Source organism: Chromobacterium sp. CCUG 30098 (genome assembly GCF_059916605.1).
Map to the genome: position 1 here is coordinate 164737 of NZ_JAUCGS010000010.1, position 25393 is coordinate 190129.

18 protein-coding genes are annotated in these 25393 nt (G+C 58.1%); 10 read left to right on the forward strand and 8 right to left on the reverse strand.

The window, feature by feature from the left end:
* Positions 1-20: 20 nt before the first annotated feature.
* From QUG03_RS20015 to dnaA, 7 genes are all read right to left on the reverse strand, one after another.
* Entirely contained in the window at positions 21-1187 is a 1167-nt protein-coding gene (locus QUG03_RS20015) for a restriction endonuclease (protein WP_500820785.1), read from the reverse strand.
* Positions 1184-1609: a very short patch repair endonuclease gene (locus QUG03_RS20020; RefSeq protein WP_500820786.1), complete on the reverse strand. Its 426-nt coding sequence runs from the start codon at positions 1607-1609 to the stop codon at positions 1184-1186. The genes QUG03_RS20015 and QUG03_RS20020 overlap by 4 nt, the downstream gene beginning before the upstream one ends.
* Positions 1610-1616: 7 nt before the next feature.
* Positions 1617-2927 (reverse strand): hypothetical protein, encoded by a 1311-nt coding sequence (locus tag QUG03_RS20025; RefSeq protein WP_500820787.1) that lies wholly within the window; start codon positions 2925-2927, stop codon positions 1617-1619.
* Between the two features lie 101 nt (positions 2928-3028).
* Positions 3029-5107, reverse strand: coding sequence for an ATP-binding protein (locus tag QUG03_RS20030; protein ID WP_500820788.1), 2079 nt, complete (start codon positions 5105-5107; stop codon positions 3029-3031).
* Between the two features lie 313 nt (positions 5108-5420).
* The gene (gene gyrB, locus QUG03_RS20035) at positions 5421-7811 is read right to left on the reverse strand and encodes a DNA topoisomerase (ATP-hydrolyzing) subunit B (protein ID WP_500820789.1); all 2391 of its coding nucleotides are present in this window, start codon (positions 7809-7811) and stop codon (positions 5421-5423) included.
* Between the two features lie 150 nt (positions 7812-7961).
* Positions 7962-9071 carry a DNA polymerase III subunit beta gene (gene dnaN / locus QUG03_RS20040; protein ID WP_048415150.1) on the reverse strand — a complete coding sequence of 370 codons (1110 nt, stop codon included), beginning with the start codon at positions 9069-9071 and terminating at the stop codon, positions 7962-7964.
* A 54-nt stretch (positions 9072-9125) separates the two neighbouring features.
* The gene (dnaA, locus tag QUG03_RS20045) at positions 9126-10520 is read right to left on the reverse strand and encodes a chromosomal replication initiator protein DnaA (protein WP_107801092.1); all 1395 of its coding nucleotides are present in this window, start codon (positions 10518-10520) and stop codon (positions 9126-9128) included.
* A 457-nt stretch (positions 10521-10977) separates the two neighbouring features.
* On the opposite strand from dnaA, the gene rpmH reads away from it, so the two are divergent.
* From rpmH to QUG03_RS20095, 10 genes are all read left to right on the forward strand, one after another.
* The gene (gene rpmH / locus QUG03_RS20050) at positions 10978-11112 is read left to right on the forward strand and encodes a 50S ribosomal protein L34 (protein ID WP_048408088.1); all 135 of its coding nucleotides are present in this window, start codon (positions 10978-10980) and stop codon (positions 11110-11112) included.
* Between the two features lie 4 nt (positions 11113-11116).
* Positions 11117-11482 (forward strand): ribonuclease P protein component, encoded by a 366-nt coding sequence (gene rnpA, locus QUG03_RS20055; protein WP_039753648.1) that lies wholly within the window; start codon positions 11117-11119, stop codon positions 11480-11482.
* Positions 11458-11667 carry a membrane protein insertion efficiency factor YidD gene (gene yidD, locus QUG03_RS20060; protein ID WP_107801093.1) on the forward strand — a complete coding sequence of 70 codons (210 nt, stop codon included), beginning with the start codon at positions 11458-11460 and terminating at the stop codon, positions 11665-11667. Before rnpA ends, yidD begins: the two co-directional genes overlap by 25 nt.
* 21 nt (positions 11668-11688) lie before the next feature.
* Positions 11689-13341: a membrane protein insertase YidC gene (yidC, locus tag QUG03_RS20065; RefSeq protein ID WP_500820790.1), complete on the forward strand. Its 1653-nt coding sequence runs from the start codon at positions 11689-11691 to the stop codon at positions 13339-13341.
* A 124-nt stretch (positions 13342-13465) separates the two neighbouring features.
* Positions 13466-14818: a tRNA uridine-5-carboxymethylaminomethyl(34) synthesis GTPase MnmE gene (gene mnmE / locus QUG03_RS20070; RefSeq protein WP_500820791.1), complete on the forward strand. Its 1353-nt coding sequence runs from the start codon at positions 13466-13468 to the stop codon at positions 14816-14818.
* A gap of 362 nt (positions 14819-15180) precedes the next feature.
* The gene (locus QUG03_RS20075; RefSeq protein WP_500820792.1) at positions 15181-16173 is read left to right on the forward strand and encodes a restriction endonuclease; all 993 of its coding nucleotides are present in this window, start codon (positions 15181-15183) and stop codon (positions 16171-16173) included.
* Positions 16174-16491: 318 nt separating this feature from the next.
* Entirely contained in the window at positions 16492-18270 is a 1779-nt protein-coding gene (locus QUG03_RS20080; RefSeq protein WP_500820793.1) for a class I SAM-dependent DNA methyltransferase, read from the forward strand.
* The gene (locus tag QUG03_RS20085) at positions 18267-19580 is read left to right on the forward strand and encodes a restriction endonuclease subunit S (protein WP_500820794.1); all 1314 of its coding nucleotides are present in this window, start codon (positions 18267-18269) and stop codon (positions 19578-19580) included. The genes QUG03_RS20080 and QUG03_RS20085 overlap by 4 nt, the downstream gene beginning before the upstream one ends.
* Positions 19580-20740, forward strand: a complete 1161-nt coding sequence (locus QUG03_RS20090) for an SIR2 family NAD-dependent protein deacylase (RefSeq protein ID WP_500820796.1) — start codon at positions 19580-19582, stop codon at positions 20738-20740. The genes QUG03_RS20085 and QUG03_RS20090 overlap by 1 nt, the downstream gene beginning before the upstream one ends.
* Before the next feature lie 23 nt (positions 20741-20763).
* Positions 20764-23931 carry a type I restriction endonuclease subunit R gene (locus QUG03_RS20095; protein ID WP_500820797.1) on the forward strand — a complete coding sequence of 1056 codons (3168 nt, stop codon included), beginning with the start codon at positions 20764-20766 and terminating at the stop codon, positions 23929-23931.
* Between the two features lie 155 nt (positions 23932-24086).
* Here the strand turns inward: QUG03_RS20095 and QUG03_RS20100 are convergent, their stop codons facing one another.
* A complete protein-coding gene (locus QUG03_RS20100; protein ID WP_500820798.1) occupies positions 24087-25010 on the reverse strand; it encodes a LysR family transcriptional regulator in 924 nt (307 codons plus the stop codon).
* Positions 25011-25393 lie beyond the last annotated feature (383 nt).

Sequence of the window (25393 nt, forward strand, 5' to 3'; positions counted from 1 at the left end):
AATTTCAGCCTGACCCTACCTTAGCCTCCAACTGCCACCCCATCCAACCACACATTTGCTTGTGCTGGATTATTTACTCCAACTGAGCGCAATAGGCCAACAATATCCTGTGCCGTTACCAGAATCACCGGATGACCATCATCAGTCACCTCTTGATATGCCTGCCGATCTACATAAGAGGTTGTCACGAGCACGCCGAATTCTCGATGTTTGATACGACTGATCAAACGAGATACTTCTCTTACTCCGACTGCGTTGTTCACACCATAGCACTTCGCTTCCAGGGCGAAATCAACTTCGATCGCAGCAGGACTCCGTCCAATGCGCAGCCGGCCGATACCGTCCCGCCCACCATCACGCCATGGGCGGGTCAGATCGAGGCGCGTAGCATCAGGTAGCAGCAGTCGGGTGAGCGCTCCTGCGCAGGCTTCGAACCCATAAGCATTGTCCTTGTAGCGCCACCGGATCACATCGATCAGCGCCTGATCCTCTGGTGTTGCAGGCAATTGCTCTGCCTTGCTACGTACCAGGAGAGCACGCGGGGCCATGAGTGGCCGGATAGCCCCAGCCGTAGTCCATGCCTTCCATGCATCCGGCACAAGCTCCGACACTTCACCACGCCCCACGGCGTGAATCCAGGCCCTAGGAATCACTGCCTCATCAAGGATCGTGAACACTGCCTTGTAGTTCTGAAAGCGCTGCCCCTCAATTGTCTTCCACAACGCAACCAGATCTTCCGTTGCCGACAAAGCTGGACTTCCCGGAACTGCCAGTCCCCGAAACCTGAAGGCCCGACCGGTAGCCACGGTGGTGAAGACAAGGATGGGCGGAACCAAATGACGCAGCCCCAGATGTGACCAGGCGAAAACTTGGCACAGCAATTGATTGCCGAATCGGGGAGTATCATGAAGCAGCCGCCCCGGATAACGGTTGTCGCCGTAATAGATGAAGCTACCAGTGGTCTCATCCAGCTGATCAGGCCATTCTGGTTCGGCTAGGTTAGAAGTCAGCACCAGCAGAGTCGGGCACTCCTTGGTACCACGGTAACGAAAACCACCTTGTCGACTTACTCCCACCAAGGAAACCAAAGGGTCGGCCATACCTCCACGTTCAGTCTTGTAGCCCGCGTAGACTGCATCAATGATCAGATCAACCTGCCCCAACTGCTCACCACTGAAGAAGGTCATCCCCTCGTTTCCTTCACCTTGCCAAGCATTACTGCGATCCGCTCCGCACAGTCTGTAGGAGATGCTGCGATCTCATGCTCCCAGAAACGTAGCACCCTCCAACCCTCTGTCTCCAGCCTCTGTGTGCTTTCCACGTCACGCTCACGATTACGCCTAAGTTTCTGCTCCCAGAAGTCCTGGTTATTCTTCGGCATCGTCGAGTGCAATGGGCAGCCATGCCAAAAACAACCATCGACGAATACGGCCAACTTTGAACCGATGAATACCATGTCAGGACGTGTCCGACCAATCCGGTATTGCAACCTGTAGCGCAGGCCAAGTGCCCATACTTTGCGACGCAGACTCAGCTCTGGGCCGGTGTCACGCCCTTTGATACGGGACATCATTCGGCGACGCTCATCCGAAGTTTCAAGGTTCCCCATGTGTTAGTCAGAAAAATGCAATCTTTCCTGGGCGGCGCATATGTGTGGCATAGTGATGAGCAATTTCTGATATGACCTCCTGTCGCATCCTCGTGGCAGCCGTACCTTCAACTGTTCCTTGATAAGGTCTCGTCAGGAATATCCGACATGAAATCAGAAGTCTGCCTTGTATACCTCCCAACGTGATTTCAGGGGTCACATAAATTGCATCATTAGCCCCTTTGTTATTTTGATAGAAAGGCTTTGGATCGCTCGACGGTACAAAAAGGGAAAGCAGAAAACGATGTGATCTTGCTTTATCTTGTGCGTAATCACAGTCAGCACTTAGCTCGACAGCATAAATGTTATTCGGCGCTAATTTTGCTTTGAAGGCTGTTTCATTTTCTGTAGATGCATTGGAGAATTGGTGTGCAAATTCAATACAGATAGCTTTTCGCCAATCCCCTTTGGTTTCTGCAAGCCCAATTTCTTCTACTAGACCACCTTCCTCATTTTCTAAAAAATCTTTTGGCAATCTAATAACTATACCACGTTCAGTAGTTTTCAGATCTGGTTGCTCAGAGTGGATAAAAAAGTCGTTGAGAAGACTTGCAAGTTTGGGTTTTCCTGTAACCTCTTTAGGAAGTTGAGTTTTTCCCCTACTCGTCAAGCCAAGAAATTCGTCAAGTGCGCCCTTTGCGGCCTCTTGGTTTAACCAGTCTTGAGCAATTGGAGCTAATGCTTGATATACACCTTTTGTCGGAGCATTCGGAGCATGTGGTAAGCCGAGAGCCTCTTGTGACATTCTTTTCAGAGTTGCCTTGACCGCATCGCAATCTGTGAATGGAATACCACCTTCATCCAGCTTGCTGATTAATTCGTTGCTTGTGGCTGACGCAGCACGTGAGGCACATGATTCCCACTGCATCAGTGATTTCAATTGTGGGAAATCATCAAATATTGCTTTGATACTTGCTTTTACATCATTAATTGCTGGAACGGAAATTTCTTCATCGTCGTCAGAGATATTTTTTACGGCTATTTTATCCAATACCCGATAGGCAAATGGGATTAAATTTTTCTCTTTCATTGCTGTCAGTCTTGAAACTAGGACACTCCAAGCTTGTGCTGCCTCCTGAGGATATGCAGACCAAAAAACAATCAAATATGTAGATGGACTGATCAACTGCCGAATAAAGGTTGCAAGTGCCGATACATACTGCTCTGGTCTGCTTTGCACGGGACCGAGTACATGCAGATCTGTAAATAGAATCCGGACTCCTTCATGTGGTTCTGCAGGTAGACGCTCAAGTTTTCCATTGACAATCAAATGAGGCATGATTGGTAGCCCGCATACACTTAACCCGTGTGAAATTTCCCAGAGTTCTTGTCTAACGTCATCCAGGACAAGTACTGGACAAGAATTACCAATCACTGTGTCTACTCCTCACCTTTGAAATTCATTGCTACCGCTGCGCCATCATATACTTCAGGAATTTCAATGAGGTCACGAGCTTCTCCAGTTGAGAGTAACTGCAGGCCTCCTCCAATATTCTCCATCACCAACTGGCAGTAATACAAACCCAGCCCCATACCACCTATACGTTTGGTGACAAATGGCTGAATTGCATCCGCAGAACTAACTGTAAAACCCGTACCGTTGTCCACGACAATGATCGTCCCTCCGTCCTCTTCTGACCATACGCTCTTGATCAGCAAAGCAGGCTTATGATTGGGATCCTTATCGCGTTGATTCCTATACCCAGCCCAGTAGATCGCGTTGTCGATGATGTTGTTCAGCGCGCTCAGTATAAGGTGCTGTGGTGCTGTAACGAAAAAATCCGGACTCTCGCCAGTGATGATTGGAGAGGACACAATGACACCATGGAATTCGAAGCGGACTTCGTTCAGTTCAATGGCCTGCTTGACCAATTCACGCATCGATAGCTTGCGTGCTTTGCCCTGACGCAGGAGAACAGATATCGAATCTAGCATCTTACGGAGGTCGCCTAGACCTGTGCGTAGGCGTTCCGGAGGAGCGCCTTTCTCTGCCAATGACGTCAAGGTGCGGATGGAGCGGTCAATTTCATGGAACACTAAGGCCAAGCCCATTCCTGCCATGCCTGCACTGAGCATTACCGACCGGACCTGCTCGACCTCTTTTTCAATTGCCTTCACATATGGAGTGAGAGTCTTGGAAAGCTCCTTATCCTTTTCGCAAACGCCTTTCAGTCCATCGATTGCTTCTTGTAACTTTATCGTCGAACCGACCTGGGTCCCATCATCCTTCAAAGCTGCATCTATGGCCTTACGATCATGCTCATGCAATTTCTCGAAGTGCTGGATGATACTCAGTACAAGCAGGCGGAATCGAGAGAAGGTTTCGTCCTCATTAAAACCTTCTCGGTTTGTTTTTTCCTGTAGCCCTGCGCTATCCAAAAGATCCAGCTCAATAGCAGCAACAACTTGATGTGTGCCTAACTTCTCAGCCGGTCGATTGATACGTCGCGCGTTCAATCCCAGCCAGTCGTCATCGGGCTCCCCGTAGTTGTAGACCCTGATCCCGTCTCGGAAAACACGAATACCTGCTTGGTCTTTGAGCCATTGTTTGGTCTGACGGATATCCCCCCCCATCAAGCGCAGGATCTCGTCTCGACGATAGAAAACATGTAGCCGACCTTTGATCGTCCCGATATCTGTCAATGCCATCTGAGGATCAATGAATATCGGAACGTCCGCAGCTTTTTCGGCCTTTGCTTTAGCTTCACGGTACGCTTCATCTGACCACTCGATCATTCCAGGCAAGGCAGAGCTCTCTCTTTTCGCTTGTAAGCCTTTAAGCTTCGGTGGGCTGAAATAATATTTCCACGTAAACTCGGTTTCAGAAAGCTCAAACTCATAGACCCAGATTGAACGACGAAGAAGCTCTTTCAGATCAGGAACGTCATCGATATCCTTTTCACGACCAGGTACCGTGAGTGAGACATGAAAGGATCCGTTCGTCTGGAATGGGCTTTCCAACGAAACCACCAATCTCTTGAGATCTCGCAAATCCTTTCTCGCCCATTCTTTGCGTGTCAGTTCTGAGATCTCGATGAGAGTGCCATGTTGATCGTCTGGGAAGTCAATAGCTTCCGTACGCTCCGTGATCAAGACCTGCAATCCACCATCTACATAGTCTGAAGAATCGATGAGATCGAACCATCCCAGCTCCACTAAAATCTCCGGACACCCTTCAGAGCGAGTAACCATCCGGAATCTACTACCCAGTTTCTGGACAGCCAGACGTCCTACTCCTTTTTCCCCCAACGGTACACGGCCGTACCTTCGACTACGTGCTCGGTTCGCTCCCCGTTTGGAATCGGTACCAATGTCGAGCCAGCGATTCTTGACAATATCGGAGGTCATCCCACACCCATCATCCCGGACGGTGATTTTTTTGGCACGAAGGTCAACCATGACATCGACCTTTTCCGCATCCGCATCATAGGAATTTTTGACCAACTCGAAGATAGCCAACCTGTCATGTCCAACAAGCTGGTCACCCAGCAACCTGAGGATATGGCTGCGAACACGGATGGGGACACTTTCTGTGGTATTTGTTGACACAGCAGAATCCTGATTGAGATTGAAAATATCTCGTAAATATAACTCTAATCATGAAGCATAACAAAGTTGCTCCAGACCATTTGATTGGTCTGACACTACTCTGAGCATAATTACCACCTAGTTGCCATAAAAAAAAATGGCCTCCAGGTTTGGAGGCCATTTGCCAATCTAAGTACAGCGGACAGAATCCCAAAAATCTAGATCTTCGTGGGACCCTACACCCTTACACGTCGATATTCCGCGCAATCAAGGCATTGCCTTCGATGAAGTTCCGGCGCGGTTCCACTTCGTCGCCCATCAGGGTGGTGAACACGTCGTCCGCGCTCATCACGTCTTCAATGCGCACCTTCAGCAGACGGCGCACGGTGGGGTCCATCGTGGTTTCCCACAGCTGTTCCGGGTTCATCTCGCCCAGGCCTTTATAGCGCTGGATGTTCATGCCCTTCTTCACTTCCGCCAGCAGCCAGTCCAGCGCTTCGCCAAACTCCGCCACCGGTTTCACGGTTTCGCCGCGTTTGACGTGGGCGCCTTCGCGCAGCAGGCCGCTGAGCATGTCGCCGGTTTTCTTCATTTCCGCGTAGTCGCCGGATTCCAGGAAGTCCTGGTCCATCACCGTCACCATCACGTTGCCGTGCAGTTTGCGGATGATCTTGATCAGGTGGCCGTCGTTCTTTTCATCGCGCAGCAGTTGCAGTTCGATGGCGTCCGCCGGCAGCAGCGCGCTCAGTTTGGCCAGCGCGGCGTCCGCTTCTTGCTGGCTGCTGAGGGACAGCGGGCCGGTTTTGAGCATGGCTTCCAGCACCAGCGGGTCGATTACGCGGCTTTCGCGTTCAATCACGGAGCGGGTCAGCAGGAACTGGCGGGCAATTTCGCCCAGGGTGTCGCCGGACAGCGCGGCGGCGCCTTCCGCCGGGATCAGTTCGGCTTTTTCCAGCGCCAGTTGCAGCAGGAACTGGTTGAGCTCGGAGTCGTCCTTGAGGTAGCGCTCTTGCTTGCCCACTTTGGCCTTGTACAGCGGCGGCTGGGCGATGTAGATGTGGCCGCGCTCCACCAGTTCGCTCATCTGGCGGTAGAAGAAGGTGAGCAGCAGGGTGCGGATGTGGGCGCCGTCCACGTCGGCATCGGTCATGATGATGATGCGGTGGTAGCGCAGCTTGTCCGGATTGTACTCGTCCTTGCCAATGCCGCAGCCCATGGCGGTGATCAGGGTGGCCACTTCCTGGCTTTGCAGCATTTTGTCGAAGCGGGCGCGTTCCACGTTCAGGATCTTGCCTTTCAGCGGCAGGATGGCCTGGAATTTGCGGTCGCGGCCTTGTTTGGCGGAGCCGCCGGCGGAGTCGCCCTCCACCAGGTAGAGTTCGCACAGCTTGGGGTCTTTTTCCTGGCAGTCCGCCAGTTTGCCGGGCAGGCCCAGGCCGTCCATGATGCCTTTGCGGCGGGTGATTTCGCGGGCCTTGCGCGCGGCTTCGCGGGCGCGGGCGGCTTCCACGATCTTGCCGCAGATGATCTTGGCGTCGTTGGGGTGTTCCAGCAGATAGGTTTTCAGCGCTTCGCTGATCACTTCATTGACCACCGGGCCAATTTCGCTGGAAACCAGCTTGTCCTTGGTCTGGCTGGAGAACTTGGGGTCCGGCAGTTTGACGGAGAGCACGCAGGTCAGGCCTTCGCGCATGTCGTCGCCGGTGGTGTCCACCTTGGCTTTCTTGGCGACTTCGCTCTCTTCAATATACTGGTTCAGCGTGCGGGTCATCACCTGGCGCAGCGCGGTCATGTGGGTGCCGCCGTCGCGCTGAGGAATGTTGTTGGTGAAGCACTGGACGCTTTCCTGGTAGGAGTCGTTCCACTGCATCGCCACTTCCACGGTCATGCCTTCTTTTTCGCCGATGCCGTAAAACACTTTGGGGTGCAGCACGGTCTTGTTGCGGTTCATGTATTCCACGAAGCCCGCCACGCCGCCGGAGAAGGCGAAGCTTTCTTCCTTGCCGCTGCGCTTGTCTATCAGGTTGATGCCCACGCCCTGGTTCAGGAAGGACAGTTCGCGGATGCGCTTGGCCAGGATGTCGAAGTGGAATTCCACCAGGCCGAAGGTTTCTTCGCTGGCGCGGAAGGTGACTTCGGTGCCGCGGTGGTTGGTATGGCCGGTAACGGTGAGCGGGGCCACGGCGTCGCCGCGACGGAATTCCATTTCATGGACTTTGCCGTCGCGCCAGATTTTCAGGCGCAGCCAATCGGACAGCGCGTTCACCACGGACACGCCCACGCCGTGCAGGCCGCCGGAGATTTTGTAGCTGTTGCTGTCGAATTTGCCGCCGGCGTGCAGGATGGTCATGATCACTTCCGCCGCCGATCGCCCCTCTTCCGGGTGGATGTCGGTGGGGATGCCCCGGCCGTTGTCTTCCACGGTGATGGAGTTGTCGGGGTTGATGATGACCTTGATGGTGTCGGCATGGCCGGCCAGCGCTTCGTCAATGGCGTTGTCCAGCACTTCAAACACCATGTGGTGCAAGCCGGTGCCGTCCGAGGTGTCGCCAATATACATGCCGGGGCGTTTGCGTACCGCATCCAATCCTTTGAGGACTTTGATGCTATCCGCGCCGTATTCCTGTTCGCTCATCTGCTGCTTTCTGTATGGAGAGGGGCCGGGCGGGCCGGGAGTGTCTCCTGGCGCCGCGCGGCCGGCCTCTGCCGGTCAATCTGAAAATCCGTTTGCCGGAAGCGGAGGCTGGGCCTCCGCCGCCGGCGGGCTGCCGGGTGGCGGCCGCCGTCAAATCCGCATGGGCATGACGATGTATTTGAAGTTGCTGACGTCCGGTATGGTGACCAGGGTGCTGCGGTTGGAATCGCCAAAGGCCAGTTGCAGGGTGTCCGCCGGCAGGTTGGTCAGCACGTCCATCAGGTAGTTGATGTTGAAGCCAATTTCCAGCTCGCCGCCCTGATAGGCGATTTCCAGTTCTTCTTCCGCTTCTTCCTGCTCGCTGTTGGTGCAGAGAATGGACATGGAGCCGGACTTGAGCACCAGGCGCACGCCGCGGAATTTCTCGTTGGCCAGAATGGCGGCGCGCTGCAAGGCGTGCAGGAATTCCAGGCGTTCAATCAGGAAGATTTTGTCGTTGTCCAGCGGGATGACGCGGTTGTAGTCCGGGAACTTGCCGTCCACCACCTTGCTGATGATGACGGTGGAGCCGAAGCTGAAGCGCACCTGATTGGCCAGCACTTCGATATTGATCGGGTCGTCGATGTCCTGCAGCAGCTTGTACAGTTCGATGATGGTCTTGCGCGGCAGGATCACTTCGGACTTGGGCAGGTTGGCTTCCACGTCCGCGCTGGCGAAGGCCAGGCGGTGGCCGTCGGTGGCCACCAGGCGCACCTGGTTGCCGTCGGTCTGCATCAGCAGGCCGTTCAGGTAGTAGCGGATGTCCTGCACCGCCATCGCGTATTGCACCTGGGAGATCAGACGCTTGAGTTCGCGCTGGCTCAGGCTGAAGCTGGAGTCGCTGGCGCTGCCCACGGACAGCAACGGGAAGTCGTCGGCCGGCAGGGTTTGCAGGTTGAAGCGGCTCTTGCCGGCTTTCAGGGTCAGACGGCCGCCGTCCAGTTGTTCCAGGGTCACGGTGGCGTTGCCCGGGATGGCGCGCAGGATGTCCTGCAGCTTTTTGGCGGAGGTGGTCAGGCGGAAGTCTTCGCCCGGCAATTCGTCGCTGCTGGCGGTGGTGATCTGGATTTCCAGGTCCGTGGCCAGGAAGCCCACTTGTCCGCCTTTTTTCTCTATCAGCACATTGGACAGGATGGGCAGGGTGTGACGACGCTCGACAATGCCGGTGACTGCCAGCAGTGGCTTGAGCAGGGCATCGCGTTCGGCTTGCAGGATCAGCATGGGGCGGGCTCCCGTTGGGTGTTTGTGAGTCGGTTCAAGTTAGGCTTCATGGTCTTAGTTACGCAGCATGGCCAGCAGCGTGTCGTAATCGTGAGCGATATCGGCGTCGTTGCCGCGCATTTCGGCAATGGTCTTGCACGCGTGCAGCACGGTGGTGTGGTCGCGGCCGCCAAAGGCGTCGCCGATATTGGGCAGGGACAGCTGGGTCAGTTCCTTGGCCAGCGCCATCGCCACCTGGCGCGGCCGGGCAATATCACGGCTGCGCTTTTTGCTGTGCATGTCGGACAGCTTGATCTTGTAGTACTCGGCCACGGTTTTCTGGATGGCGTCCACGGTCACCTGGCGGTTGCCGGCGGCCAGGATGTCCTTGAGCGCTTCCTTGACCAGTTCCAGCGAGATGTTCTGATTGGTGAAGCGGGCGTAGGCCACCACGCGCTTGAGCGCGCCTTCCAGTTCGCGCACGTTGGAGCGCACGTTCTGGGCAATGAAGAAGGCCACGTTGTGGTCCAGCTTGATGCTGTCGGCCTCGGCCTTTTTCATCAGAATGGCCACGCGCATTTCCAGCTCCGGCGGCTGGATTTCCACGGTCAGGCCCCAGGAGAAGCGGGAGATCAGCCGCTCTTCCATGCCTTCTATCTGCTTGGGGTAGCTGTCGCAGGTCATGATCACCTGCTTGCCGCCCTCGATCAGCGCGTTGAAGGCGTAGAAGAACTCTTCCTGGGTGCGGTTCTTGCCGGCGAAGAACTGAATGTCGTCGATCAGCAGCAGGTCCAGCGAGTGGTAGTAGCGCTTGAATTCGTCAAAGGCCTTGTGCTGGTAGGCGCGCATGATGTCGGCCACATAGCGTTCGGCGTGGATGTAGCGGATCTTGGCTTGCGGGTTCTTTTGGAACACGTGGTTGCCGATGGCCTGGATCAAGTGGGTCTTACCCAGGCCCACGCCGCCGTAAACAAACAGCGGGTTGTAGGCCTGGTCGCCCGGGTTTTCCGCAATTTGCATGGCCGCGGCGCGCGCCAGCTGGTTGCCCTTACCGGTCACCAGGGTGTCGAAGGTGAACGAGGGGTTGAGCCGGGTGCTTTCGTGGCTGCCGCCAATGGCTTTGACCGCGGCCTGCTTGGCCTGGGACGGCGCGCTGGGCGTCGGCACGCTGGGCGCGGGCTTGGCTTTGGCCGGCATCACCGCGGGCGCGGCGGCCGGACGGCCGGCGGGCGCGCCCAGGCGCAGTTCCACCAGGCACTCGCCCACCAGCTCCACCGCCAGTTCTTCAATACGCGCCAGGAAGCGGTCCTTGATGAACTGCATGATGAAGCGGTTGGGCGCAAACAGCGCGATGCCCTCTTCCGTGGTTTCGGCCGATAGCGGCTTGATCCAGGTATTGAACTGTTGCGAAGACAGTTCGGCCTCCAGGCGGGCCAGGCAGCCAGGCCAAAATTGATCCAGTTCGGTCATTACATATACGCAAGTAAAAGCGAAAAACCCGCTGTCGGCTTTAAGGCCAAGCGGCGGGAGAAGCCGCCGCGCCCCGCGCTTGGGGCGGACGACGTGTGTTCGGCATGATTCAAGGGCCGCGCTCCACGCATCGCCGGGCCGCAAGGCGGGCCAGGCATGGACGGTGCGGCCCCCGAGAACCGCTGGCAAAATTCCTGGATCCGGCACGCGCCGCGCTTGCGCGGGCGCGCGTTGCTCCAGTGGGTGGGGCTGAATTTTGGCAGTGCTTCTCTGGGTTGGCGTTCCGCCCCGGCGCGCGTTCAATAATTGCGCAGCGGACTCGGAACGGTAAGCCTTGGCATTCTAACGGTTTTTCTCAAAGTTATCCACAGGTGCTTAGAAAATTCCTCATTGACAAACCGGCGTTTATCCTGTCAAATCACGCGTTTATTTCCGTTTCGAAACAGGAATTCCAATCATGAAGCGTACTTACCAGCCCTCCAATACCCGTCGTAAACGCACCCACGGCTTTCTGGTCCGCATGAAGACCCGCGGCGGCCGCGCAGTGATCGCAGCCCGTCGTTCCAAAGGCCGCAAGCGTCTGGCCGTATAAGCCTTTGTCGGCTTACCGCTTTCGCCGTGCGCACCGGCTATTAAAAACGGATGAGTTCTCATCCGTTTTTAGTTTGCGGATGTCGCGCAGCAACGCCACGTTCCAGGTATCGGCCCGGCCCAATGAATTGGGGCACGCGCGGCTGGGCCTGGTGGTGGGCCGCAAGGTCCACAAGCGGGCCGTGCGTCGCAATTACATCAAGCGCACGGTGCGCGAGTGGTTCCGCCTGAACCGGCAAACGCTGCCGGACATGGACTTCGTGGTCCGCGCCAAGGTGCCTTTTACGCGCGCCGAGCGAACTGAAGTGATCACGGCTTTGTCTTCTCTGTTTGCTAAACTGGCACGATGTCGCGCCTCTTCATCCTCCTGATCCGTTTTTACCAGCTGGCTATCAGCCCGTGGCTGGCACCGCGTTGCCGCTTCCAGCCCACCTGTTCCAGCTACGCGATCGAGGCCATGAAAAAGCACGGCGCACTCAAGGGCGGCTGGCTGGCCGCCAGACGCATCGGACGTTGCCACCCCTGGGGCGGCAGCGGCTACGACCCAGTTCCCTGAACTTAAATCCGGTATCGAGAGATGGATTCCAAGCGCCTCATAATCTTCATCATGCTGTCCCTGGGCATCCTGCTAGGTTGGCAGGAGTTTTTCGCGCCCAAGCCGACGCCGCAGCAGGTGGCCGCGCAAAAACAGGCCGCCACGCAGCAGCAGGCCGCCAACAGCGCGTCCCACAACGCCCAGCCGGTGGATTCCAACAAGCTGACTTCCGGCCAGCGCATCACGGTGAACACCGATGTGCTGAAAGCGGAAATCGACACCGTGGGCGGCGATCTGCGCCAGCTGACGCTGTTGAAGCACGATTCCGCCGTGGACAGCAAAAAGCCGCTTGATCTGCTGACGGACCGGAACGGCCGCGTCTATGTGGCGCAAACCGGCCTGGTGGCCGCCAGCAACCCGGCGCTGCCCACCCACAAAACCGTATTCACCGCGGAAAAAACCAGCTACGAGCTCTCCGGCGACAAGCTGGAAGTGAAGCTGACCGCGCCGGAAGCCAACGGCGTGAAGGTAAGCAAGATCTACACCTTCACCAAGGGCAGCTACAAGATCGGCGTGCGTTACGACATCGCCAACGGCGGCGCCGCCCCGCTGGCCGCCACCGCTTACTACCGCCTGCTGCGCGACAGCCAAACGCCGGAAGGCGAAGGCCGCCTGGCCCACACCTTCACCGGCCCGGCGGTGTACACCTCGGAAAACAAATTCCAGAAGGTGAGCTTCGACGATCTGGCCAAGGGCAAGGGCGATTACGCCAAGACCGGCAGCGACGGCTGGGTGGCGATGATCCAGCACTACTTCATGTCCGCGTGGATCCTGAAGCCGCTGGACGGCTCCAGCGTGTGCAAGGACGACAAGTCCTGCCGCTTTGAGCTGAAGCAGAGCAACGGCCTGAACTCCGCCGCCGCGCTGGTGGATTACGCCACCATCGCCCCGGGCCAGAGCCTGAGCGTGTCCGTGCCGCTGTTCGCCGGCCCGGAAGAGTACGATGTGATCAGCAAGCTGGCGGACGGCATGGAATACGCCAAGGACTTCGGCATCTTCCACATCTTCGCCTCCCCGCTGTTCTGGCTGCTGACCAAGCTGCACCTGCTGGTGCAGAACTGGGGCTGGGCCATTGTGCTGCTGACCCTGACCGTCAAGGCCATCTTCTACCCGCTGACCGCCGCGTCCTACCGCTCCATGGCCAAGATGAAGGCGCTGGCGCCGCGTCTTGAGCGCATGAAGGAGCAGTACGGCGACGACCGCATGAAGTTCCAGCAAGCGGTGATGGAGATGTACAAGTCCGAGAAGGTGAATCCGTTGGGCGGCTGCCTGCCCATGCTGATCCAGATCCCGGTGTTCATCGGTCTGTACTGGGCGCTGCTGGCTTCGGTTGAGCTGCGCCAGGCGCCGTGGATCCTGTGGTACACCGACTTGGCCCGCCCGGACCCGTTCTATGTGCTGCCGGTGATCATGGCGGCCACCATGTTCCTGCAGACCTTCCTGAACCCGCCGCCGGCGGACCCGATGCAGGCCAAGATGATGAAGATCATGCCGGTGGCCTTCTCGGTGATGTTCTTCTTCTTCCCGTCCGGCCTGGTGCTGTACTACGTGGTCAACAACATCTTGTCGATGGCCCAGCAGTGGCAGATCAACAAGAGCATAGAGAAGAAAAGCAAGGCCGCGCTGCAATCCTGATTGCCCGGCGCGCTCTGAACCCCAAACCCGGCCGCATGGCCGGGTTTTTTGCTGGATAATTGAAGCGTACTCGCCACGACGCCCCGCCGCGCGGGGGCCGCGGCCCAGATTCCAAGGAATGCCCATGAGCCTTAGCTACACCCCCGCCACCATCTGCGCCATCGCCACCGCACCCGGCCGCGGCGGCGTCGGCGTGATCCGCGTGTCCGGCAAGGATTTGCTGCCCTTCGCCGCCGCCGTCAGCGGCGGCAAAACGCCCAAGCCGCGCTATGCGCTGTACACCGACTTCGTCGACGCCCACGGCCAGCCGCTGGACAACGGCCTGCTGCTCTACTTCCCCGGCCCCAACAGCTTCACCGGCGAAGACGTGATCGAGCTGCAAGGCCACGGCGGGCCGGTGGTGCTGAAAATGCTGCTGGCGCGCTGCGTGGAGCTGGGCGCGCGGCTGGCGGAGCCGGGCGAATTCACCAAGCGCGCCTTCCTCAACGACAAGCTGGACCTGGCCCAGGCGGAAAGCGTGGCGGACTTGATCGACGCCAGCAGCGAAACCGCGGCCAAGAGCGCGCTCAAATCGCTGAAGGGCGCCTTCTCCAAGGAAATCCACGTGCTGGTGGACGAGCTGATCACCCTGCGCATGCTGGTGGAGGCGACGCTGGACTTCCCGGAGGAGGAGATCGACTTCCTCAAACAGGCGGACGCGCTGGGCAAGCTTGAACGGCTGCGCGGCCGGCTGGTGCAGGTGCAGGCCACCGCCAAGCAGGGCGCCATCCTGCGCGAGGGCATGCACGTGGTGCTGGTGGGCCAGCCCAATGTCGGCAAATCCAGCCTGATGAACGCGCTGGCCGGCGACGACATCGCCATCGTGACCGACATCGCCGGCACCACCCGCGACACCGTGCGCGAGGAGATCGTCATCGACGGCGTGCCGGTGCACATCATCGACACCGCCGGCCTGCGCGACACCGACGACGTGGTGGAGAAGATAGGCATAGAACGCACCTGGCAGGCGGTGGAGCGCGCGGACCTGGCCCTGGTGCTGGCGGACAGCCGCGACGGCCTGACCGGCGAGGTGCAGGCCATCCTGCAACGGCTGCCGGCGGCGCTGCCGCGCGTGCACGTGTTCAACAAGGTGGACCTGTCAGGCGAAGCGCCGGGCCTGGCCGATGAAGACGGCCACCCGCTGGTGCGCCTGTCCGCGCGCACCCACGCCGGCGTGGGGCTGCTCAAGGCCAAGCTGCTGGAGATGATAGGTTATAGCGGCGGCGGCGAAGGCGTGTTCCTGGCGCGCCAGCGCCACCTGGACGCCATCCGCCGCGCCGCCGAACACCTGGAGCTGGCCCACGCGGACTGGGAGCAAGTGGAAATCTTCGCCGAGGAATTGCGCATGGCGCAAAACGCGCTGTCCGAGATCACCGGCGAATTCAGCGCCGACGATCTGCTGGGCGTGATTTTCAGCCGCTTCTGCATAGGCAAGTAAGCCCTCCCCTACCGCGCCGCCGCTACTGGAGCCGTCTCTTGCTCTTGGCGGCGAGACTGGAGATCTTGCCTTGTGGCAACGGCAAATAGCTGTGCCATGAATCATTAGTCACGGGCTCTGGATCGACGATGATTAGCAGGGACTGATACAATTGAAAATTAATTTGTCATTCTTCCGTAGCGCATAAGGGTAGCGCTGGCTCCCTGACAATCCGCATCAACCCAGCGGATGGACGGTAGACTCAAGCCGCTTTAACGACCTGCCGGTTGCTTTGCTGAAGAGACAAATCGCCAGCCAAGGGTACAGACAACCTAGCTCCTCGCCCTATCGGACTAATGACCACAAATATAGTAGAGATGACAATGACGCGGATGTGGATGGTACGTAGCGAAGGCGGCAGCTTGTATGATGCTTTTCGAGAACAAAACGTAGCCGCTGTGGGCTGGCAGCAGTTGGCGCCCCACGCCAAGCCTGGGGTAGAACGCAAACGCCTGATCTCCCTGTATCAAGCCGCCGAACCCCAAGCCAAACAAGGAACGGTGATCTCTGGCGCGTCTCAGGTTTGGCGCTTCGTCAACGACATCCAGAATGGCGATTGGATCATTACTTATTCCCCAGCCAATCGCCTCTACTCAGTCGGCACCGTTTCCGGTCAGGCTGAATATCACCCCGAATGGACCGATCAGGGCATGCCGCTGGCGCGCAAGGTGCAGTGGCAAATGCAGGAGTTATCGCGCGACAGCCTGAGCACCAGCACCAAGAACAGTTTGGGTTCGACTCTAACCCTGTTTGAAGTGCCCTCCAGCGCCGCGGCCGAAGTGCTGGCAACCCTGAAGGGCAATCCCGCGCCGGCAGTGGAAGATGAAGCCGAGGCCGTCATTGCCGATCCTTTAGCCGACATTGAATCCCAAGCGCTGGAACGCATCAAGGACAAGGTCAACGAGCTGGATTGGGATGATATGCAGCAACTGGTCGCCGGCATTCTGCGCGCCATGGGTTACAAAACTCAGGTCTCGCCACCCGGCGCCGATCGCGGCAAGGATATCGTCGCCTCGCCCGACGGCTTCGGTTTTGAACACCCGCGCATCGTCGTGGAGGTCAAGCACCGCAAGGGGCGGATGGGCAGCCAGGAAATCCGCAGCTTCCTGGGCGGCCGCCACAAGGATGACCGCGGGTTATACGTCAGCACCGGGGGCTTTAGCAAGGATGCCCAGTACGAGGCCGACCGCGCGCCCATCCCCTTGGCGATGTGGACCCTGGACCATGTGGTTCGCGCCTTGATTGAACACTACGACGCCACCGATGCCGAAACCAAACGCATCGTGCCGCTGAAGCGGCTGTACTGGCCCGCCTGAGGCCAGAGGACAAGCGTGATAGCCACGGAACAACAGATTGAGCGCTTCATCGCCACCCTGGCGGCTCTTGGCGGCAAAGCAGGCAATCAGAGCCTGCAGGAAGCGCTGGGCTGGCAAAACAGCGTTTATCAACACATCAAACAGCACCTGATAGACCACGGCCGCATCCGCCCTGGGCGGGGACGAGGCGGCTCGGTTGCTCTGCTGGGGAATGCCTCATTCGTGGCAAAGCCCGGCATGGCAACAACGGAAGGCAACACACGGCAGCCCACAGCTGCCCGTAAGGAAGACCAGCATGACGCAATATGGGACAAGGGCATGAAACCTATCGAACAACAATTCTTCAACGACCTGGAAAAAAAGCTCTGGACCGCCGCCGACCGGCTGCGCTCCAACCTTGATGCCGCCGTATACAAACATGTCGTGCTCGGCCTGATCTTCCTCAAATACGTTTCCGATGCCTTCGAGGAGCGCCAGCGGGAGTTACGCGAACAGTTCGCCGACCCCGCCCATGACTACTATATGGACCCGGATGAGTACGGCGGCGCGGGCACGGCGGAATACGAGGACAACCTCGTCGCCGAGCTGGAAGTACGCGACTACTACACCGAGAAGAACGTGTTTTGGGTGCCGGTGGAAGCCCGCTGGCAAACCCTGCGCGACTGCGCGCAATTGCCGCCCAAGGCGGCGCTGCCGTGGAACAAGCCCGGCAAGGACGAGCCCGAGGACATGCGCTCGGTAGGCTGGCTGATCGACAACGCCATGGAAGCCGTAGAGCGCGAGAACGCCCGCCTGAAAAACGTGCTGAACAAGGACTTCGCCCGCGTCCAGCTCGACTCCAGCAAGCTGGCCGGGCTGATCAGCCACTTCTCGGATACCGACTTCAGCGCCAAGGAATACAAGGGCCAGCCGCTGGACCTGAAATCCAAGGACATCCTCGGCCACGTCTATGAATACTTCCTTGGCCAGTTCGCGCTGGCTGAAGGCAAGAAGGGCGGCCAATACTACACGCCCAAGAGCATCGTCACCCTGATCGTGGAGATGTTGCAGCCGTTCAAAGGCCGCGTCTACGACCCGGCCATGGGCTCCGGCGGCTTCTTCGTGCAAAGCGAAGACTTCATCGAACAGCACGGCGGCCAAACCGTCAACGGCAAGAGCGGACAGATCAGCGTTTACGGCCAGGAAAGCAACCCCACCACCTGGCGGTTGGCGGCCATGAATATGGCCATCCGCGGCATTGATTTCAACTTCGGCTCCGGCCCGGCGGATACCCTGCTCAACGACCAGCACCCGGACTTGCGCGCCGACTTCGTGATGGCCAACCCGCCATTCAATATGAAGGAATGGTGGAATGAAAAGCTGGCCGCAGACCCGCGCTGGGTCGCCGGCACGCCCCCGCAGGGCAACGCCAACTTCGCCTGGTTGCAGCACATGCTCTACCACCTGGCGCCCACCGGCAGCATGGCGCTGCTGCTGGCCAATGGCTCCATGAGTTCCAACACCAACAACGAGGGCGAAATCCGCAAACAGCTGATTGAAGACGACTACGTGGAATGCATGGTTGCGCTGCCCGGCCAGTTGTTCACCAATACCCAGATTCCGGCCTGCATCTGGTTGCTGACCCGCGACAAGCAAAACGGCTTCGCGCTGGACAAGAAGAAGCGCAACCGGCGCGGCGAGTTCCTGTTCATCGACGCCCGGCAGTTGGGCTATATGAAGGACCGGGTGCTGCGCGACTTCACGGCAAACGATATCCAGAAAATCGCTGACACCTTCCACTCTTGGCAGATGTCCCCCTCTCCCCTTGTGGGAGAGGGCCGGGGAGAGGGGGACTACCAGGACATCCCCGGCTTCTGCTACTCCGCCAAGCTGGAAGATGTGCGCAAGCATGAGCATGTGCTCACGCCGGGGCGCTATGTGGGCGCGGCGGAGCAGGAGGACGATGGCGAGCCCTTTGCCGAGAAGATGCAACGGTTGACCGCGCAACTGGCGGCGCAGTTTGAGGAGAGCGCCAAGCTGGAAGCGGAGATCAAGAAGAGTTTGGGGGGGTTGGGTTTCGCCGTTGTCGCATCAACTGATAAAGAGGCGAAAGCATGAAGCCCTGGAGGTCCTCTACATGGGGCGATGAAATTAGCCTCGAGTATGGCAAGGCCTTGCGGGGCTATGAATCTTCACTTGGTTCTGTCCGGGTCTTCGGCAGTAACGGCCCAATCGGGTGGACTGATAAAGCCCTTGCGAAAGGCCCTGGTGTGATTCTTGGCCGAAAAGGAGCTTACCGCGGAGTACAGTACTCAAAAGGGGACTTCTTTGTCATAGACACGGCATACTATGTAGTTCCGAAGACTGACCTTGATCTTCGGTGGCTGTATTACGCCATCCAATATCATAAACTCGGAGAAATCGACGATGGGTCCCCAATTCCTTCGACAACTCGCGCTGCAGTTTATATGCGTGAGCTTGATGTACCACCAGAGAAGGTTCAGAAGGAAATTGCCCAAATTCTTGGGATGATTGACGACAAGATCGACCTCAACCGCCACCTCAACCAAACCCTCGAAACCATGGCGCAAGCCATCTTCAAATCCTGGTTTGTCGATTTCGACCCGGTCAAGGCCAAGATCGCCGCCATCGAGCAAGGCGAAGACCCGCTACGCGCCGCCATGCGTGCCATCAGCGGCAAGACCGATGCCGAACTCGACCAAATGCCCCGCGAGCACCACGAGCAACTCGCCGCCACCGCCGCGCTATTTCCCGATGCAATGGAAGAGTCGGCGTTGGGGGAAATTCCGAAGGGGTGGAGAGTAGTTTCCTTTGGTGAAGTTGCCGAACAATGCAAGGGGAGTGTCAATCCGTTAACTACTGCTGGAGAAATTTTTACACATTACAGCCTGCCTTCATTCGACGCCGCTCAACTCCCTTTGCAGGAGGCAGGAGGCTCCATCAAGAGCAACAAGACTCCAGTGCCCGATAGCTCCATATTGGTATCCAAGCTCAATCCGCGCATTCCTCGCATCTGGCTTGTTGGCAAAGCGGGTAAAGATGCCGTTTGTTCAACTGAATTCATTGTCTGGACGCCAAAACAGCCGGCAAGTGATGGGTTCATATATTGTCTTGCATCGTCGCCTGGCTTTAATAATGCTATGTGTCAACTAGTCACTGGTACGTCGAACAGCCATCAGCGCGTCAGGCCTGAGCAACTAGCTAACATCCGCACTATCGCTGCCAACGATGATGCAATCTCTCAATTTTCGATTCTGGTAAAGCCCTTATTGGAAGAGGTGCTGCAAATTCGTGAGAGGACACGAACATTGTTAACGCTGCGCGATATCCTCCTCCCCAAGCTCCTTTCCGGAGAGCTAGCCATTGGTGAGGCAGTTGGGCTTGCAAGCACTAATGGGGCTACCTAATGGACATCAAGAAGCTCCGCGAAAACAAGCCCATCGTTGACAAGGTCGAGGAGGCCCTGCAGGCGGCATACGTATCCAATAAGGATTTCAACGCCGTGCTGGACGAAGCGGAGCCGCTTGCATTCAGGAGTTTGAAGGATCCCGAGCACCAATACGCGTATCCAATCAGCGAGGTGTTGTACTGGACTGATCGGGATGCTTATCTCGACGAACTAGACCAGTGGGAAGGCAGTTGTCAGATCAGCCGACATGACGCTGCAATGCGCTTCATCAAACAGTCTGATCAAATGGCTGTGTTTCTTGATCTGGTGGATGCGGTTCGCTTGGGACGCATTTCACCCTTTGTAGGGGCCGGCATCTCAAAAGCGTGTGGCTACCCGATGTGGGGCGAAGCGCTCGGAAAGATAGCGCTCAAACTCCAGGGCATGGAGGTTCAAGATATTGCGCCTTTGATGGCGCAATACGACTACTTGCAAGCCGCGCAAGTGCTACATGACGCGGCTGCGGATCAGGTGAAACACTTTATCAAGACAGAGTTCCGCCAGCGGGCAGGAGCCATCGCGGGGCCCATCCTTCTTTTGCCGGAGTTGACGCAAGGTTGCATCGTGACGACCAACTTCGACTCCATGATCGAAGAACTTTTCCAACAAAGAGGCCAGGCGCTGGACGGGTATATGTATGGCATGCAGCCTGGTAATGCTTTCGTTCAGCGCTTGCTGCGTGGTGAACGCTGCATCCTGAAGTTGCATGGCGATGCGCGCCAAGACAACACCTATGTATTTACACAAGAGCAATACCGGATGGCCTACGGTGAGCCTCTTTCATTCCAGAATCAGTTGCCACGGGCCCTGCGTCAGATCTTTATCAGCCATTCCTTGCTGTTTCTGGGTTGCAGTTTGGAACAGGACAGAACGCTCGACCTTTTCAAGTCCATTGTTGATGAGGCGGCATTCGAAATACCGGATCACTTCGCCTTGCTTAATGAGCCCGCCACACCGCAAGAACGCGCAAAAAAAGAAGCCCGCTTGCTACAGCTGAAGATTCGCCCCATATGGTACGCAACGCCTATTGGTGATGATGGCAGCCATGATCACGCCCTGTTGGAACACATTCTAAGGCTTGCTATTGCGGTATCGCGTCGGCAAGTGGCATTTGCATAAGCCTCTAAAACATAGGTTTTCTTATGGTTAACGAACAACAGCTCGAGAATCTGTGCTTGGAGTGGTTTCAAGTAATTGGTTGGCGCTTTGAATCCGGCCCCGATATCGCGCCCGATGGCAAGCAACCCGCCCGCTCCGACTACCGCCAAATCATACTGCGCGAACACCTGCTGGCGGCGCTATCCCGCATCAACCCTCATGTTCCTGTCGCCGCGCTTGAACAAGCCGCGCATGAACTGCTGACGGTTAGCGAACCGCTGCTGATCGCTCGCAATCGCCGTGTGCACCGATTGCTGCTGGCCGGCATTCCAGTCGAATTTTCCGTAGGTGATGAAAAGCGCAGCGATCTGGTCCACCTGATCGACTTCGCCAACCCGCGCAATAACGATTTCCTGCTGGTCAGCCAGTACACCGTAACCGGCACCAAGCAGCCGCGCCGCCCCGATCTGGTAGCCTTCGTCAACGGCCTGCCGCTGGCGGTGATCGAGCTGAAGAACCCGGCCAACGAGCAGACCGACATCTGGGATGCCTTCAACCAGATCCAGACCTACAAGGAAGAGATTGGCGACCTGTTCAACACCAACGTGGCGGTGGTGGTCAGCGACGGCTTCACGGCACGGCTAGGTTCGCTGACGGCGAACCAGGAGCGCATGCAGCCCTGGCGGGCGATTGCCAATGAGGATGACCGGCCGCTGCTGGAGTTTGAGTTGGAAACGCTGGTGCGCGGTTTCTTCGAGCCTGCGCTGTTTCTGGACTATGTGCGCCACTTCGTGCTGTTTGAACAGGACAGCGGCCAGATCATCAAAAAAATCGCCGGCTATCACCAATTTCATGCGGTGCGCGAGGCGGTGAAGGCGACGGTGATCGCCGCCAGTAGCCCGAACAAGGGTTTGCTGGAAGTGCAGGAGCCGCGTGCCACGTATGGCAAGGAAGTACAGCCCGGCAGCCGCAAGGCCGGCGTGGTGTGGCATACGCAAGGCTCGGGCAAGAGCATCACTATGGCCTGCTATGCGGGCAAGCTGTTGCAGCAGCCGGAGATGAAAAACCCCACGCTGGTGGTGGTGACCGACCGCAACGATCTGGACGGGCAGTTGTTTGGCACCTTCTGCGCCGCCGAAGACCTGTTGAAACAAACTCCAGTCCAGGCTGGCAGCCGCGAGGAGCTACGCGAAATGCTGGCCTCGCGCGAGGCGGGCGGCATCATTTTCACCACGGTGCAAAAGTTTGCGCTGTTGGACGAGGAAGAGGAGCACCCACTGCTGTCTGACCGCGGCAATATCGTGGTGATTTCCGACGAGGCGCACCGCAGCCAGTACGGCATAAGGGGACGGCTCAATACCAAGACCGGCAAGTATGTGTTCGGCTACGCCAAGCACCTGCGCGACGCGCTGGCCAACGCCACCTTCATCGGCTTTACCGGTACGCCCATCGCGCAGGAAGACAAGGACACGCGGGCGGTGTTTGGCGACTACGTCAGCATCTACGACATCCAGGATGCGGTGGACGATGGCGCCACAGTGCCGATCTTCTATGAAAGCCGCCTGAGCAAACTGAATGTGAATCAGGCCGAGATCGACGCGCTCAACACCCAGGTGGACGAGGTCATTGAGGATGAAGAGGACATCAGCGCCCGCGAGAAAACCAAGAGCGACTGGGCCGCGCTGACCAAGCTGGTGGGCGCGCAGCCGCGTCTGGAGCAGGTAGCCGCTGATCTGGTGCAGCACTTCGAGACGCGCACGGCCACGCTGGAAGGCAAGGCGATGATCGTCTGCATGAGCCGCGATATCTGCGCCGAGCTGTACAAGGCCATTGTGGCCCTACGCCCGGACTGGCATGGCGCGCCATTAGACGCCGCCGCTGATCCGGAAAAGGGCGCCATCAAGGTGGTGATGACCGGCTCGGCTGCGGACAAGCCCTTGCTGCAACGACACCTGTACAGCCAGCAGGTGAAGAAGCGTTTGGAAAAGCGCTTCAAGGACCCGGCGGACCCGTTGAAACTGGTGATCGTGCGCGATATGTGGCTGACCGGCTTTGACGCTCCCTGCTGCCACACCATGTATATCGACAAGCCGATGAGGGACCACAACCTGATGCAGGCCATTGCCCGCGTCAACCGGGTGTTCCGCAATAAACCCGGTGGCCTGGTGGTGGATTACATCGGCATCGCCAACGAACTGAAAGCGGCGCTCAAGACCTACACCGAGTCCAAGGGCAAGGGCGACCCGGCCCACGATGCCGCCGAAGCCCTGGCGGTGCTGTTGGAGAAGCTGGATATCGTGCGCGGACTGATGCACGGCTTCGACTACAGTGGGTTTGAAACCGATGCGATGAAGCTGCTGGCGCCGGTAGCCAACCATATTCTGGGGCTGAAGGATGGCAAGCAACGCTTTCTCGATGCCATGTTGGCCGTAAGCAAAGCCTTTTCCCTATGCAGCACGCTGGACGAAGCCGCCGCCCTACGCACCGAAATGGCCTTCTTCGCCGCCGTCAAAGCCGCCATCGTCAAGTTCACCACGGTGGACCGCAAGCGTTCCGACGCGGACAAGAACAGCGCGCTCAAACAGATCCTGGACAACGCCATTGTGGCGGATGGGGTGGCGGACATCTTCGCCCTGGCCGGGCTGGACAAGCCCAACATCGGCCTGCTATCGGAAGAGTTTCTGGAAGACGTGCGGCAGATGAAGACCCGCAACCTGGCCGTGGAGTTGCTGGAGAAGCTGCTGCGCGACGAGATCAAGGCGCGCGCGCGCAACAACGTGGTTCAGGAGAAAAAGTACGGCGACCGCCTGCTGGAAACCCTGCGCAAATACCACAACCGCGCGGTGGAGACGGCCCAGGTCATCGAAGAACTGATCCAGATGGCCAAGGACTTCCAGGCGGCGCTGGAACGAGAAGCGGCGCTGGGACTGACCCCCGATGAAATCGCCTTCTACGATGCGCTGGCCAACAACGAAAGCGCCGCGCGGGAACTGGGCGACGACATCCTCAAAAAGATTGCCATCGAGATCACCGAGAAGCTACGCAACAGCACCACGGTGGATTGGCAGGTGCGCGAAAGCGTGCGCGCCAAACTGCGGATCCTGGTGCGGCGCACGCTGAAAAAGTGGAAATATCCCCCAGTGGGCGAGGATGCGGCGATCGAACTGGTGCTGAAACAGGCGGAGTCACTGTCAAACGCTTGGTCGAAGTGAAAGGGAGCGGCATGGGAAAGAGCATCTTCTCCCAACAGGCCTAAACCTTTCATAGCCTCCGAATTTGGCAATTGATAGATGTCGTAAGCACCTTACACGGTTCCGGCTTCGTGATTTAGTGTGTTCGAGACTCTCGGCAGCCTCCCGCACCACCGCTAGGCCGCCAGCGTCACCCCGGGGTGGAAAGCTATCGTCGGCAACACCTCGTCCAGCACCTGCAAAAAGGTGAAGGCGGCCGGCGACAGCGGCACGCCGCGCCGGGTGAACACGTGGACGTCCCGCTGTAGCTCGGCCGACTCAAACAAGCGGTAGGGCAGATCCCGCGCCGACGGATGGGAGGCCGCCAGCGCCGACAACACGCAAGCGCCCACCCCGGCGCGGATCAGGCAGAACTGCATGTCCAGATTGGTGACGGTGATCTTGCTGGCCACCTGCTGCCAAAGCTCGGGATGGCTGCGCTCCAGAGCGGACATGATGCTGGTGTCGCTTTCATCCTGCAGCAAGGGCCATTGCCGCAGGGATTGGCAGTTGAGCGGCCCCGCCGGCGGCTCGAAGCCCGGCGGAAACATCAGCCCCAGCCGGGCGGACAGCAGCTGGCGCTTGTCAATCTTGTCTCCGGCCGCGCCCACATAGGAGCCGATGCCGATGTCCACCTCGCCCGATTCGATGCGGCGCACCACGCCGCCGCTGGTGTCGTCCAGCAGACGCACATGGATGCACGGGTAATCTCTTCTCAGCCGCTTGAGTACCTCCGGCAGCACGCTGGACGCAAAAGCCATGCCGCTGGCCACGTAGACGCTGCCGCTGCTGCCGGCGGATTTTTCGCGCAGATCGGACAGCAGCAGTTCAAAGTCGTTCAGCAGCCGGCGGGCCACCGGCAGGAAGGCGTTGCCCTGCGTGGTGAGCGCCACTTTGCGGGTGGTGCGCTCAAACAGCGTCAGCCCGATCTCCTGCTCCAGCTCGCGTATGGTCTTGGTCAGCGTGGATTGCGTCAGAAACAGCTGGCGGGCCGCGGCGGTGAAGCTTTCGGCTTCGGCAACGGCCGAAAAGGCGCGCAGGTGGCGAAGGGAGATATTCATGACGAAGTGGAATTGATTGGATTTATTAATTCATTTTACACCAATAACTTTCAACGCTTGCGCGTTTGAAGTTCACGCCCTTCATCATGGAACGGCCATCCCGGCTTTGCCGATAAAACTCAAGCGCAAGCCGCTGACGCCGGGCTTTGGCCGTCATCGAATCCCCCAGACCGTCACCCACCGCAGGCCTCAGAACCGGTTCTAAAGTCCGCTGCGCTTCAGCGGGATGGTTGAACCACTTCTAAGGCCCCGCCCCTTTGGACGGCGTCAGGGTCCGGTATCGGCGCGCCCACCAGCGCCAGGCGGGCGGTAGTTACGTTGCGGAAGCCCGCCAAGAGATAACATCGCTGCGCGCAGAGATCGCGGCTGCTCCATTTCCCGGA

Bases quoted from the DNA above. Each gene is read 5' to 3' on its own strand.
- QUG03_RS20015 (WP_500820785.1), bottom strand. From the start codon at position 1,187: ATGACCTTCTTCAGTGGTGAGCAGTTGGGGCAGGTTGATCTGATCATT.
- QUG03_RS20020 (WP_500820786.1), bottom strand. From the start codon at position 1,609: ATGGGGAACCTTGAAACTTCGGATGAGCGTCGCCGAATGATGTCCCGT.
- QUG03_RS20025 (WP_500820787.1), bottom strand. From the start codon at position 2,927: ATGCCTCATTTGATTGTCAATGGAAAACTTGAGCGTCTACCTGCAGAA.
- gyrB (WP_500820789.1), bottom strand. From the start codon at position 7,811: ATGAGCGAACAGGAATACGGCGCGGATAGCATCAAAGTCCTCAAAGGA.
- dnaN (WP_048415150.1), bottom strand. From the start codon at position 9,071: ATGCTGATCCTGCAAGCCGAACGCGATGCCCTGCTCAAGCCACTGCTG.
- dnaA (WP_107801092.1), bottom strand. From the start codon at position 10,520: ATGACCGAACTGGATCAATTTTGGCCTGGCTGCCTGGCCCGCCTGGAG.
- rpmH (WP_048408088.1), top strand. From the start codon at position 10,978: ATGAAGCGTACTTACCAGCCCTCCAATACCCGTCGTAAACGCACCCAC.
- yidD (WP_107801093.1), top strand. From the start codon at position 11,458: ATGTCGCGCCTCTTCATCCTCCTGATCCGTTTTTACCAGCTGGCTATC.
- yidC (WP_500820790.1), top strand. From the start codon at position 11,689: ATGGATTCCAAGCGCCTCATAATCTTCATCATGCTGTCCCTGGGCATC.
- mnmE (WP_500820791.1), top strand. From the start codon at position 13,466: ATGAGCCTTAGCTACACCCCCGCCACCATCTGCGCCATCGCCACCGCA.
- QUG03_RS20075 (WP_500820792.1), top strand. From the start codon at position 15,181: ATGACGCGGATGTGGATGGTACGTAGCGAAGGCGGCAGCTTGTATGAT.
- QUG03_RS20080 (WP_500820793.1), top strand. From the start codon at position 16,492: ATGAAACCTATCGAACAACAATTCTTCAACGACCTGGAAAAAAAGCTC.
- QUG03_RS20085 (WP_500820794.1), top strand. From the start codon at position 18,267: ATGAAGCCCTGGAGGTCCTCTACATGGGGCGATGAAATTAGCCTCGAG.
- QUG03_RS20090 (WP_500820796.1), top strand. From the start codon at position 19,580: ATGGACATCAAGAAGCTCCGCGAAAACAAGCCCATCGTTGACAAGGTC.
- QUG03_RS20095 (WP_500820797.1), top strand. From the start codon at position 20,764: ATGGTTAACGAACAACAGCTCGAGAATCTGTGCTTGGAGTGGTTTCAA.
- QUG03_RS20100 (WP_500820798.1), bottom strand. From the start codon at position 25,010: ATGAATATCTCCCTTCGCCACCTGCGCGCCTTTTCGGCCGTTGCCGAA.